This window comes from Bacillus sp. AR13-1 (assembly GCF_008042285.1).
Classification (GTDB): domain Bacteria; phylum Bacillota; class Bacilli; order Bacillales; family Bacillaceae_G; genus Bacillus_A; species Bacillus_A mycoides.
Genome location: NZ_QNUA01000032.1, coordinates 1 through 12,545, shown reverse-complemented (window position 1 = coordinate 12,545; position 12,545 = coordinate 1). Strand labels below are relative to the sequence as shown.

Genomic DNA, 12,545 nt, shown 5'->3' with positions numbered 1-12,545 from the left:
TTGACCGGACTTTTTTAACATCCTCTATTAGTGTTTGAAATGACGTACGCCAGTGAACACCATAGTAATCCCATACGCATCTGCCATTTTAATAGAATCTTCATCACGAATCGATCCGCCTGGTTGGATGATTGCTGTAATTCCAGCTTTTGCTGCTTCTTCTACTGTATCTGGCATTGGGAAGAAAGCATCAGATGCAAGTGCGCTACCTTGTGCTTTTTCGCCAGCTTGTGTGATTGCGATTTTTGCAGAACCTACACGGTTCATCTGTCCCGCGCCTACACCAACTGTCATGTTATCATTCGCTAAAACAATTGCATTTGATTTCACATGTTTTACAACTTTCCAAGCTAGTTTTAAATCTTTCCATTCTTGCTCTGATGGTTCACGTTTCGTTGGAATTGAAATTGCGTCCTCATCTAATGATAACGTATCTTCTTCTTGAACAAGAAGACCACCTTGTACAGAAGTTAGTTTTTTGCTTGCACTTGTCGCTTTTTCAATATTTACAGTTAGTAAGCGTAAGTTCTTCTTACTTTGCAACACTTCTAAAGCTTCTTGCGAGAACGAAGGAGCGATAACAATTTCTAAGAAAATTTCGTGTAACTTTTCTGCTGTAGCTTTATCAATTTCACGATTTGCTGCAATAATACCGCCGAAGATTGATACTGGATCCGCTTCATAAGCACGAGTATATGCTTCATGAATATCAGTTCCTACTCCAACACCACATGGATTCATATGTTTTACCGCTACTACTGCTGGTTCTGTAAATTCTTTCACGATGCTAAGTGCTGCATCCGCATCGTTGATATTGTTATAAGATAATTCTTTACCATGTAATTGTTCTGCGTATGCAACAGAAGACGTTGCTGCGAATGGCGCTTTATAGAACGTTGCTTTTTGATGTGGATTTTCGCCATAGCGTAAATCTTGTTTTTTCTCAAATGTCACTGTTAATGTTTCTGGGCTTTCTTCGCCCATTTGCTCTGTTAAGTAGTTAGAAATTAACGCATCATATGCCGCTGTATGACGGAATACTTTCGCTGCTAATTTACGTTTCGTTCCCTCTGTTACTTCACCGTTCTCTTTCAGTTCTGCTAATACAACATCATAATCTACTGGATCTACAACTACCGATACAAATTTATGATTTTTCGCAGCAGAGCGAATCATTGTTGGGCCACCGATATCAATATTTTCAATTGCATCAGCAAATGTTACATCAGGCTTAGCGATTGTTTCTTTAAATGGGTATAAGTTAACAACAACAAAGTCAATTGGTTGAATACCTAATTCATTCATTTGCGCTACATGCATTTCATTATCACGAACTGCTAATAGACCACCATGAATATTTGGATGTAATGTTTTTACACGACCATCCATAATTTCTGGGAAACCAGTTACTTCAGAAATACCAATTACTTGCAAGCCGTTTTCTTCTAATAATTTTTTCGTACCACCTGTTGAAATAACTTCAATCCCTTGTTCAAGTAAACCTTTAACAAATTCTACTACTCCTGTTTTATCTGAAACACTTACTAATGCACGCTTTTTCATTTATCCTTCACCCCTAGTTGTATGTTAGTTAACAGTTGGTTTTTTCACAGACTGAACAATTTGATTCACTGTATTTACGTATAATTTATGTTCAACTTGTTGAATTTTCTTTTGTAAGCTTTCTCTCGTATCCCCTTCAGAAACAACTACTGCTTCTTGCGCAATAATTGGACCTGTATCCATACCTGCATCTACATAGTGAATCGTTACTCCGGTTACTTTCACACCCGCTTCTAACGCTTGACCAACAGCATCTTTCCCTGGAAAACTCGGTAGTAGTGATGGATGAATATTAATAATTTTCCCGCCGTACGCTTCTAGTAAAGTCGTTCCAATTAAACGCATATATCCAGCTAAAATAACATAATCAATTTCATACTCTTCTAGCTTTTTTAATATCTCTTTTTCAAATGCTTCTTTTGACTCATATGCTTTCGCTGAAAAGGAAAAACACGGAATATGGTGATAGTGTGCCCGTCCAATAGCGCGTGCCTCTGGTTTATCACATACTAATAAACTAATATTCGCATCCAATATTTTGTCTTCTACCGCATTAATGAGAGATTGAAAGTTAGAGCCGCTCCCAGAAGCAAAAACTGCTAATCTACTCATACTTCTGTTCCCTCAATAAAGGTAACACCAGACCCTTGTACAGTGTGTCCAATAATATGAGCTTTCTCGCCTTGTTCCTCAAGAAGACGAACAATATCTTTTGCCTCTTCTTCCTTTACTGCTACTACCATACCAATACCCATGTTAAAAATATTGAACATTTCTTTCTCTTCTAGTTTTCCAACTTCTTGAAGTAAACTGAAGATCGGTTGAACTTGCCAAGATCCTAATTCAATTTCCGCACCGATTCCTTCTGGCAACATACGTGGAATATTTTCAATGAACCCGCCACCTGTAATATGCGCCATACCGTATACTTCATGTTTCTTCAATAGTTCTAAAATAGGTTTGACATAAATTTTCGTTGGTTTTAATAATTCTTCACCAAGAGGTAGTTCTAGGCGGCCGTAAATACGGTCTAAAGATAGTTCTCCATCTTCTAGTAATACTTTTCGTACTAAAGAATAACCGTTACTATGAATACCGCTAGATGCTAAGCCAATTAATACGTGACCAGCTTCAATTTTTTCACCTGTTATAATTTTCTTTTTATCAACAATTCCAACTGTAAAACCAGCTAAATCGTATTCTTCCGTAGAATACATTCCTGGCATTTCAGCTGTTTCTCCACCAATTAATGCACAACCAGCTTGGCGACAGCCCTCTGATATACCTTTGACGATGTTTTCAATTTTACTAGGTTCAGCTTTACCACAAGCAATATAATCAAGGAAGAAAAGCGGCTCTGCTCCTTGGACAACAATATCATTTACACACATTGCTACTGCATCAATACCAATTGTGTCATGTTTATCTGCCATAAAAGCGAGCATCAATTTCGTTCCCACGCCATCTGTTCCAGATACTAATACAGGTTCTTCTAATGCAAATTTTGATAGATCAAACATACCTCCAAAACCGCCTAAACCGCCTAGCACTTCTTTTCTCATTGTTGTTTGTACGTGTTTTTTCATGCGAGATACCGCTTCATATCCAGCTTCAATATCTACTCCTGCTTGCTTATATGCATTCGCCATCGTTATTTACACCTCGTCTTTTAATTTCTCCCCATCCAGGGCGGCCGTTTTAAGAAAGAAGCTAGCTTCTACATCAAAAGAAGTAGAAGCTTTTTTCTTCTTATTTCATACTTTCTAAAAGCTCTTGCTCATAATCATAAAGAGCTGTTGGATAGTCTCCATTGAAGTAAGCCATACATAGACCACCGTATTTCCCTTCATATGGGCGTCCAATTGCATCTACTAATCCATCTTCACTTAAAAATGTTAGTGAATCTGCTCCGATGATTTGACGGATTTCTTCTATTGAATTATTTGCTGCGATTAATTCTTTTCTCGTTTGAATATCAATGCCATAGAAGCATGGATACTTAAGAGGTGGTGAAGCAATTCTTACATGGACTTCTGTCGCTCCAGCCTCGCGAAGCATACGAACAATTCGTTTACTTGTCGTTCCTCTTACGATAGAATCGTCAATCATAACAACTCGTTTTCCTTCAACTACGCCTCTTACTGCTGAAAGCTTCATCTTAACCCCTTGCTCACGCAGTTCTTGAGAAGGTTGAATAAACGTACGTCCAACGTAACGATTTTTAATTAACCCTAACTCATACGGAATTCCTGTCGCCTCCGCATAACCAATTGCTGCTGAAATACTAGAGTCTGGTACACCAGTAACAACATCAGCTTCAATAGGAGCTTCCGCCGCTAAACGTTTCCCCATGTTTTTACGTGCTGCATGAACATTAATACCAGCGATATTAGAATCTGGACGTGCAAAGTAAATGTATTCCATACTGCAAATCGCATGGTCTACTTCATTTGTAAAACGATCTACGTGAATTCCTTCATCATTGATAATAAGCAATTCACCAGGTTCTACATCACGAATGTATGTTGCACCAACTACATCGAAAGCACATGTTTCCGATGCTACAACGTAAGCATCCCCCATCTTTCCAATTGAAAGAGGACGGAATCCATTTGGATCTAGCGCAACGATCATTTCATTTCCAGTTAGTAAAAGATATGCAAACGCACCTTTCACTTTATTTAGAGCCTCTTTTACACTATCAATTAAAGAATCTTTTGTACTACGCTTAATGAGGTGTAAAAGTACTTCTGTATCTGAACTTGTTTGAAAAATACTTCCCTCTGCCTCTAATTCACGACGAAGCATTTTTGCATTAATTAAATTTCCGTTATGAGCTAACGCCATGCTATGATCGGAAAAACGGAATAATAATGGTTGAACGTTAGCAACTTCACTTCCACCAGCTGTTGCATATCGTACGTGTCCAATTGCTGATTTCCCGTTTAATCCCTCTAGCTCACCTCTTGAAAACACTTCTGATATTAAACCTAACCCCTTGTGACCGATGATTTTTTCCCCATTATTTACAACAATGCCTGCGCCCTCTTGCCCACGGTGCTGCAAACTGTGCAATCCGTAGTACGAAACTTGTGCTGCATTTTCATGCCCCCAAATTCCAAAAACGCCACATTCTTCATTTAACCCCTTTATTTCAGCAAGCATGGGATTGCCCCTTTCCAAGCCTTTCTCATTTCATCTACATTTGCTGTAAGTAATACTTCATTTTCTTCATTATGAATTGTTACTTCATTTGTATTTGTCACTTCTCCAACTTGAATTGCTTCAACCACTTTCTCAAATGCTTCTTTATTTTCACGTTTTACGGTTATAACGAAGCGCGATTGTGATTCTGCAAATAATACTGCTGTTGCTTCTCCGTCTAATTTCACAGTAGCACCTAAACCGTTAGCACCAATTGCACTTTCAGTAATTGCAACTGCTAAACCACCTTCTGCAACATCATGTGCAGATTGAACAAGGCCAGCTTGAATTGCTGCTAGTACTTGCTTTTGGCGTTTTAATTCTACATCTAGATCGATGCTTGGTGATTGACCGAAAATTTTTCCGTAGATCATTTTCTGTAATTCACTTCCACCAAACTCAGCTTTCGTCTCTCCAATTACATAAACTAAATCGCCAGCTTGTTTAAATTCTTGTGTTGTTACGTGTTTTAAATCGTGTACAAGTCCAACCATCCCAACAGTTGGTGTTGGATATACAGCTTCACCACTACGCTCGTTATACATTGATACATTCCCGCCGATAACTGGCGTTTGTAACTTGCGGCAAGCTTCACTCATACCGTCTACTGATTTCTCAATTTGCCAGAAGATCTCTGGTTTTTCTGGGTTACCGAAGTTTAAGCAATCTGTAATTGCAAGTGGCTCCCCGCCAGAACATACGATATTACGTGCTGCCTCTGCTACTGCAATTTTACCGCCCACTTCTGGATCTAAATAAATGTAGCGAGAGTTACAATCTGTCGTCATTGCTAATCCTTTTTCTGTGCCGCGTACGCGTATAACCGCTGCATCTGAACCTGGTGTAACGATTGTGCTAGTGCGCACTTGATAATCATATTGATCATATACCCACTCTTTACTTGCAATCGTTGGTTGTTGTAATAAAGATAATAACGTTTCTTTATAATCTTCTACTTTTGGTGTTTCCATTTTCATCTGCTGGAACTCAGCAAAGTATGCTGCTTCTTTTGACGGTTTATGATAAATTGGTGCTTCTTCTGCAAGAGCATCCGCCGGTACTTCAGCTACCATTTCGTCTTTATGGAATAGGCGAAGCATTTTATCTTCAGTTACTTTCCCCATCGTAACTGCTGCAAGACCATACTTTTCAAATAAATCTACTATTTCTTGCTCTCTACCTTTTTTCACAACGATTAACATACGCTCTTGTGATTCAGATAACATCATTTCATATGGAGTCATTCCAGTTTCACGCTGCGGTACATCATCTAAGTACATTTCAATACCCATACCTGCTTTACTTGCCATTTCTGCAGAAGATGATGTTAAACCAGCAGCTCCCATATCTTGAATTCCAACAAGTGCATCAGACTGAATAAGTTCTAAACATGCTTCAATAAGAAGTTTCTCCATAAATGGATCCCCTACTTGAACTGCCGGACGCTTCGCTTCTGAGCTTTCAGATAACTCTTCAGATGCGAATGTTGCACCGTGAATACCATCACGACCAGTTGATGCTCCTACGTACATTACTGTATTACCAGCACCATGTGCTTGCCCTTTTTTTATATCTTCATGATTAATTAGGCCTACACACATTGCATTTACAAGTGGATTTCCTTCATAACATGGATCAAACTGTACTTCTCCACCAACAGTAGGAATACCGATGCAGTTACCGTATCCTGCGATTCCTGCTACTACTTCTTCGAATAAATATTTCACACGTGGTGATTGTAATTCACCGAAACGAAGTGAGTTTAATAGAGCTACCGGACGTGCGCCCATAGAGAATACATCGCGAATAATACCACCGACACCTGTTGCTGCCCCTTGATATGGCTCAATTGCAGAAGGATGGTTATGACTTTCCATTTTAAATACCACCGCTTGATTATCACCGATATCTACAATTCCAGCGCCTTCTCCAGGTCCTTGTAAGACACGCTCACCTGTCGTTGGAAACTTACGAAGAACTGGCTTTGAATTTTTATAACTACAATGTTCAGACCACATAACAGAGAATAGTCCCGTTTCTGTATAATTCGGCAAACGGCCTAAAATCTTTTCAACCATGGCAAACTCTTCGTCTGTTAGCCCCATTTCCGCATATATACGCTCTTCTTTAATTTGTGTTGGATTTGGCTCAAGCATTAACGACATATGTTTCCCTCCACTGTTTTAAGATAGATTGAAAGACTTTTAAACCTTCAGCACCGCCAAGTAATTCATCTACAGCACGCTCTGGGTGTGGCATCATACCAAGAACATTTCCTTTTTCATTTACAATACCCGCAATATCTGAAACGCTTCCATTCGGATTTTCTACGTAACGGAATGCGATTTGATTATTCTCTTCTAATTGTTTAAGAGTCGCTTCATCACAATAGTAATTTCCTTCGCCATGTGCAATTGGAATATTAATTACTTCATCTTTTTCATATTGTGATGTAAACATCGTTTCATTATTTTCAACACGTAACTGAACCGTACGGCACATAAATTTCAAGTTTTCGTTTCTCATTAATGCTCCTGGTAGTAATCCTGATTCAACAAGAATCTGGAATCCATTACATACACCTAAAATTGGCTTTCCTTGCTCAGCAGCTTTTTGCACTGCTTTCATTGCGTTAGCAAAGCGAGAAATAGCACCACAACGTAAATAGTCACCGTAAGAGAATCCACCTGGTAGTAAAATTGCATCATATTCATCTAAATTCTCTCTATCGTGCCAAACGTAATCTACTTCTTCACCAAGCTCATCTTTAATTGCATGGAACATATCGACATCACAGTTCGAACCTGGGAATACTATGACTGCAAATTTCACTGTGCGACAACCTCCTCAACTTCATAACGGAAGTCTTCCATTACAACGTTTGCTAATAATTTTTCACACATTTCTTTTACCTTGCTATCCAGATCAGATACTGATTTATCAATTGTTAATTCCATATATTTTCCGATTCGAACGTCTTGTACTTCTGTAAATGAAAGACTATGAAGTGCTCCCTTTACCGCAGTTCCTTGTGGATCTAATACACTTTCTCTTAACGTTACATATACCTTAACTTTATACATGTGAAGCTCCCCCTAAACGTTTTAAAATTTCTTCATATGCTTCTGTTAAATTCCCAAGATCACGACGGAATACATCTTTATCAAATTTTTCATTGCTCGTTTCATCCCATAAACGGCAAGTATCTGGTGAAATTTCATCTGCTAATATGATTTCCCCTTCTTCTGTTACGCCAAACTCTAATTTAAAATCTACTAATCTTACACGACAGCTTGCGAAATGCTCAATCAACACTTGATTGATTTGTAGAGCTGCATCTCGTAATACGCTTACTTGCTCTGGTGTTGCAACATTTAACAAACGAATATGATCTTCCGTTACAAGTGGATCTCCTAAATCATCATCTTTGTAGTAAAATTCTACGATTGGTGTTGTAAGAGCAGTTCCTTCTTCCATTCCTAGTCTTTTTGAAAGACTGCCTGCAATTACGTTTCTTGTGACAACTTCTAATGGAATAATACTCACCTTTTTGACAAGTTGTTCTGTATCAGATAACTTCTCCACAAAGTGTGTTTTAATTCCAACTTCTTGTAACTTTCTGAACAATAAAGTTGTAATCTCATTGTTCAAACGACCTTTTCCTGTAATTGTCGCTTTTTTCTCCCCATTGAAAGCAGTCGCACTATCTTTGTACTCTACCCAAACCATATCTGCTGCTTCTGTACGATAAATTCTTTTTGCCTTACCTTCATACAGCAATTCTAGCTTTTGCATTTCGCAAGCCCCCTGTAGTTTGAAAAATGTGAATAATATTTTTATAAAGAATGGCACAGAATGACTCTATTCTGTGCCATATGAAATTTTACGCTTCGTTTAATCCAAGGCGTTCAAAGATTGTATCAACGTGTTGCATATGATGTTCATAATTGAAACATTCGTTAATTTCTTCTTGCGTTAACTTACTTGTAATACGCTCGTCAGATTCTACAAGCTCTTTAAATTGTACTTGTGTTTCCCAAGCTTCCATTGCTTTAGGCTGTACGATATCATAAGCTTCTTCACGTACCAGACCTTTGTCAATTAGTGTAAGCATTACGCGTTGAGAGTAAATTAAGCCGTATGTTCTTGTCATATTGCGTTTCATATTCTCTGGGAATACAGTTAAGTTTTTAACGATATTACCAAAGCGATTTAACATGTAATTTAACGCGATTGTAGCATCTGGTAAAATTACGCGTTCTGCAGAAGAGTGAGAGATATCACGCTCATGCCATAACGGAACATTCTCGTAAGCTGTCATCATATAACCGCGGATAACACGAGCTAAACCAGTCATATTTTCAGATCCAATTGGATTACGTTTATGCGGCATTGCAGAAGAACCTTTTTGACCTTTTGCGAAAGCCTCTTCAACTTCACGTGTTTCACTCTTTTGTAAACCACGAATCTCAACTGCCATCTTTTCAACAGATGTTGCGATTAGTGCAAGTGTTGACATGTAATGTGCATGACGATCACGTTGCAATGTTTGTGTTGAAATTGGTGCTGCTTCTAATCCTAAGTTTTCACAAACATACTTTTCTACGAATGGATCAATATTTGCATATGTACCAACCGCACCAGATAACTTACCAACGCGAACTGTATCAGCAGCTTGTTTGAAACGCTCTACGTTACGTTTCATTTCTTCATACCAAAGACCAAGTTTTAAACCAAATGTTGTTGGCTCTGCATGTACACCGTGTGTTCTTCCCATCATAATCGTGTATTTATGCTCTTTCGCTTTATTAGCTAAAATGCTAACAAAGTTTTCTAAGTCTTTTAACAAGATTTCATTTGCTTGTTTTAAGATATAAGATAACGCTGTATCTACTACGTCTGTAGATGTTAAACCGTAATGAACCCATTTACGTTCCTCGCCTAATGTTGGTGTTTCTGATACAGCACGAGTGAAAGCAACTACGTCATGACGTGTTTCTTTTTCAATTTCATAAATACGATCAATATCAAATGTTGCATGTTCACGAATTTTTTTCACATCTTCTTTTGGAATATCGCCAAGCTCAGCCCATGCTTCACACGCTAAAATCTCAACTTCTAACCACGCTTTAAATTTGTTCTCTTCCGTCCAAATCGCACCCATTTCAGGGCGTGTATAACGATTAATCATCTTTTTCCCTCCAACAGTTGTTCTTGATGGTCCCAAATATGCAAACTCTTCGCTTTTTCTAGAGCGACTTCAATATTATCATTTAAAATATTAACATGCCCCATTTTTCGCTGCGCTTTTGCTTCTTCTTTTCCATACAAGTGTAAATAGCACCCGGTTAGTCTATTCACTTGTCCTAGGACCCCTTCTATATGTTCGCCTAAAATGTTTACCATGACAACTGGTTTTAACAAATTTGTTTCTCCAAGAGGTAAATTACAGATTGCTCGAATATGTTGACCAAATTGACTCGTTTCACATGCATCCTGTGTATAGTGTCCTGAATTGTGAGGTCTTGGTGCTAATTCATTAATGTAAATCTCACCGTCAGCTGTAGCAAACATCTCTACCGCTAGTGTTCCCACAAGTTCTAGTTCATCCGCAAGTACCTTTGCGTAAGCAATTGCTTTTTGAGAAAGTTCTTCTGTAATGCGGGCTGGAACGATAGATTCATGCAAAATATTATTTACATGAATATTTTCCGCTACCGGAAATACTTTAGTTTCACCACTTACACTACGAATTACAATAACTGATACTTCTTTTTCAAAAGGCACCCATTTTTCTAGAATGCACTCTGCTTTATTAGTAAGTTCTTTTGCTCTCACAACATCAGCTTCACTCTTTAAAACCACTTGCCCTTTACCATCGTATCCACCTGTCGTTGTTTTTAAGACAGAAGGGAAAGATAACTCTTTAATTGCTTCTGTAAGTTGATCTTGATTTTGAACCAATCTATACGATGCTACTGGTAACCCAGCTTTTTCAATTGCATTCTTTTCTGTAAAACGATTTTGCGTTTTATTTAACAACTGACTACCTTGTGGTAAGTAAGCATGTTTTTCAAGCCATTGTAAACATCTATAATCAATATTCTCAAATTCATATGTGACAACGTCGCTTATCTCTGCTAAATGCTGAATTGCTTTTAAATCGTCATATGGTGCAACGACTTCAACATCAGCAACTTGTGCACATGGTGAATGCTTTGTAGGATCTAAAACAGCAATTTTATAACCCATTTCCTTAGCTGCCAACGCCATCATTCTTCCAAGCTGGCCGCCTCCAATAATGCCGATTGTTTTTCCAGGTAAAATGATTCTCGTCATACTAGCTCACTACCTTCACGCACAGTTTTCTCAATAGCTTCTCGTCTCAACTCTAATGCATCATGTATATCATCATGAAATGATCCAAGTATTTGTGCAGCAAGTAATCCAGCATTCGTTGAACCAGCCTTACCAATTGCAACAGTTGCAACTGGAACCCCTCCTGGCATTTGGACAATGGATAATAACGAATCTAGGCCGTTTAACGCCTTTGATTGAACTGGAACACCAATTACAGGAAGATTTGTCTTCGCTGCAACCATTCCTGGTAAATGCGCTGCTCCGCCGGCTCCAGCAATAATAACTTTTAATCCACGTTCACGAGTTGTTTCTGCATATTCAAACATATAATCCGGAGTCCGATGAGCGGATACAACTTTTTTCTCATACGGTATATTTAATTCATCTAAAATGTCACAAGCATATTTCATTGTTTCCCAGTCTGACGTGCTTCCCATTATGACTCCAACTAGTGATTTCATATTAGAATCCCCCCGATTCAAATAAAAAAAGCCTGAAATAGAACAGTTTCTCTTTTACTATGAGAGAAAGTGCTCTACTCAGGCATACGTATCCCTTGTGAATAGAAAAATACCGAGTGACTTTCCCTCATAGTCTAACGAATAACGGTCGTTAGGTAGAGACTTGCAGGCCATATCCCCGCGATTATATGAGGTCTTATATATTATTGTTTCTATGGCTATATTAACAATATTTCATAAACAATGTCAATAAATAATCGAATGTTTTTTTATTAGTCATCGATAACGTTCGTGTTTTAGTTATATTCAAAAGAAGAATTGCAACTATATGCAAGAAGGAAAGGGAATTAGAATATATATTTCTAGAGATCTATTTTATGTATAACTATTTATATAATACTTCAGTATGTTTTAATCAATATATATACTCTCTTGTGTTCTATACATCGATAGAACCTATATTATAACGATTTAATTTCAAAGGAGGAATAACCGTGAAAAAAATAACTGTGCTATTATCCTATTTATTTTTCTCTATCGCAGTAATTGCTGTAATTATTGAATGCTTATTTATATCATCCCATTTTTTCTACTCTCATTATTATGATAGAAATAATCTTTCCTATTCTTAGGGATTATTTTAGGAGCATTCGAAAAATCCGGAGCACAAAAAATCATTACCATTATTTTAAACTGCCTCTATTTCATTCTTTTTTCGTCTTTAGGGTTATTAAATTTATGGATTTTAACCTTCGGTAATTAAAAATAAACACAAAAAAACCAAGTCGAAACGACTTGGTTTTTGCTTGGCGACGTCCTACTCTCACAGGGACAAGGTCCCAACTACCATCGGCGCTAGAGAGCTTAACTTCCGTGTTCGGTATGGGAACGGGTGTGACCTCTCTGCCATCATCACCAAACTGATGAAGGTATATTCCTTCAAAACTAGATAACATT

Annotated in this window: 11 protein-coding genes, 1 rRNA gene, 1 pseudogene and 1 riboswitch; of the genes and pseudogenes, 1 reads left to right on the top strand and 12 read right to left on the bottom strand. The window is 37.9% G+C overall.

The features are described from left to right. Positions 1 to 27: 27 nt before the first annotated feature. From purH to purE, 11 genes are all read right to left on the bottom strand, one after another. Positions 28 to 1,563, bottom strand: coding sequence for a bifunctional phosphoribosylaminoimidazolecarboxamide formyltransferase/IMP cyclohydrolase (gene purH, locus DN408_RS21480; protein ID WP_002124873.1), 1,536 nt, complete (start codon positions 1,561 to 1,563; stop codon positions 28 to 30). Positions 1,564 to 1,587: 24 nt separating this feature from the next. Beyond that, positions 1,588 to 2,175, bottom strand: coding sequence for a phosphoribosylglycinamide formyltransferase (gene purN / locus DN408_RS21475; protein ID WP_002186802.1), 588 nt, complete (start codon positions 2,173 to 2,175; stop codon positions 1,588 to 1,590). Then, positions 2,172 to 3,212, bottom strand: coding sequence for a phosphoribosylformylglycinamidine cyclo-ligase (gene purM / locus DN408_RS21470; protein WP_002186799.1), 1,041 nt, complete (start codon positions 3,210 to 3,212; stop codon positions 2,172 to 2,174). Before purM ends, purN begins: the two co-directional genes overlap by 4 nt. 100 nt (positions 3,213 to 3,312) lie before the next feature. After that, complete coding sequence (purF, locus tag DN408_RS21465) at positions 3,313 to 4,728, bottom strand: amidophosphoribosyltransferase (RefSeq protein WP_002124870.1); 1,416 nt, start codon at positions 4,726 to 4,728, stop codon at positions 3,313 to 3,315. Then, positions 4,713 to 6,932 carry a phosphoribosylformylglycinamidine synthase II gene (gene purL, locus DN408_RS21460; RefSeq protein WP_002124868.1) on the bottom strand — a complete coding sequence of 740 codons (2,220 nt, stop codon included), beginning with the start codon at positions 6,930 to 6,932 and terminating at the stop codon, positions 4,713 to 4,715. The genes purF and purL overlap by 16 nt, the downstream gene beginning before the upstream one ends. After that, a complete protein-coding gene (purQ, locus tag DN408_RS21455; protein WP_000666771.1) occupies positions 6,916 to 7,599 on the bottom strand; it encodes a phosphoribosylformylglycinamidine synthase subunit PurQ in 684 nt (227 codons plus the stop codon). Before purQ ends, purL begins: the two co-directional genes overlap by 17 nt. Then, positions 7,596 to 7,850 (bottom strand): phosphoribosylformylglycinamidine synthase subunit PurS, encoded by a 255-nt coding sequence (gene purS / locus DN408_RS21450; RefSeq protein WP_000278823.1) that lies wholly within the window; start codon positions 7,848 to 7,850, stop codon positions 7,596 to 7,598. Before purS ends, purQ begins: the two co-directional genes overlap by 4 nt. Beyond that, the gene (gene purC / locus DN408_RS21445; RefSeq protein WP_002010014.1) at positions 7,843 to 8,562 is read right to left on the bottom strand and encodes a phosphoribosylaminoimidazolesuccinocarboxamide synthase; all 720 of its coding nucleotides are present in this window, start codon (positions 8,560 to 8,562) and stop codon (positions 7,843 to 7,845) included. The genes purS and purC overlap by 8 nt, the downstream gene beginning before the upstream one ends. A gap of 88 nt (positions 8,563 to 8,650) precedes the next feature. Continuing rightward, the gene (gene purB / locus DN408_RS21440; RefSeq protein ID WP_002124866.1) at positions 8,651 to 9,958 is read right to left on the bottom strand and encodes an adenylosuccinate lyase; all 1,308 of its coding nucleotides are present in this window, start codon (positions 9,956 to 9,958) and stop codon (positions 8,651 to 8,653) included. After that, on the bottom strand, positions 9,955 to 11,106 hold the full coding sequence (gene purK, locus DN408_RS21435; RefSeq protein ID WP_002140188.1) for a 5-(carboxyamino)imidazole ribonucleotide synthase: 1,152 nt from the start codon (positions 11,104 to 11,106) through the stop codon (positions 9,955 to 9,957). Before purK ends, purB begins: the two co-directional genes overlap by 4 nt. Beyond that, a complete protein-coding gene (gene purE / locus DN408_RS21430; protein WP_147740389.1) occupies positions 11,103 to 11,588 on the bottom strand; it encodes a 5-(carboxyamino)imidazole ribonucleotide mutase in 486 nt (161 codons plus the stop codon). Before purE ends, purK begins: the two co-directional genes overlap by 4 nt. A gap of 110 nt (positions 11,589 to 11,698) precedes the next feature. Then, a riboswitch (purine riboswitch) is annotated at positions 11,699 to 11,800 on the bottom strand. Between the two features lie 282 nt (positions 11,801 to 12,082). Here purE and DN408_RS32180 point away from each other — a divergent pair. After that, positions 12,083 to 12,351 (top strand): annotated as a pseudogene (locus DN408_RS32180) (hypothetical protein). A gap of 41 nt (positions 12,352 to 12,392) precedes the next feature. Here DN408_RS32180 and rrf read toward each other — a convergent pair. Continuing rightward, positions 12,393 to 12,508: ribosomal RNA gene (gene rrf, locus DN408_RS21425) — 5S ribosomal RNA — on the bottom strand. Between the last annotated feature and the right edge of the window lie 37 nt (positions 12,509 to 12,545).

Excerpts from the sequence above, each read along its gene's own strand:
- purB (WP_002124866.1), bottom strand. The coding sequence starts at position 9,958 with ATGATTAATCGTTATACACGCCCTGAAATGGGTGCGATTTGGACGGAA.
- purE (WP_147740389.1), bottom strand. The coding sequence starts at position 11,588 with ATGAAATCACTAGTTGGAGTCATAATGGGAAGCACGTCAGACTGGGAA.
- purN (WP_002186802.1), bottom strand. The coding sequence starts at position 2,175 with ATGAGTAGATTAGCAGTTTTTGCTTCTGGGAGCGGCTCTAACTTTCAA.
- purF (WP_002124870.1), bottom strand. The coding sequence starts at position 4,728 with ATGCTTGCTGAAATAAAGGGGTTAAATGAAGAATGTGGCGTTTTTGGA.
- purM (WP_002186799.1), bottom strand. The coding sequence starts at position 3,212 with ATGGCGAATGCATATAAGCAAGCAGGAGTAGATATTGAAGCTGGATAT.
- purS (WP_000278823.1), bottom strand. The coding sequence starts at position 7,850 with ATGTATAAAGTTAAGGTATATGTAACGTTAAGAGAAAGTGTATTAGAT.
- purH (WP_002124873.1), bottom strand. The coding sequence starts at position 1,563 with ATGAAAAAGCGTGCATTAGTAAGTGTTTCAGATAAAACAGGAGTAGTA.
- purC (WP_002010014.1), bottom strand. The coding sequence starts at position 8,562 with ATGCAAAAGCTAGAATTGCTGTATGAAGGTAAGGCAAAAAGAATTTAT.
- purK (WP_002140188.1), bottom strand. The coding sequence starts at position 11,106 with ATGACGAGAATCATTTTACCTGGAAAAACAATCGGCATTATTGGAGGC.
- purL (WP_002124868.1), bottom strand. The coding sequence starts at position 6,932 with ATGTCGTTAATGCTTGAGCCAAATCCAACACAAATTAAAGAAGAGCGT.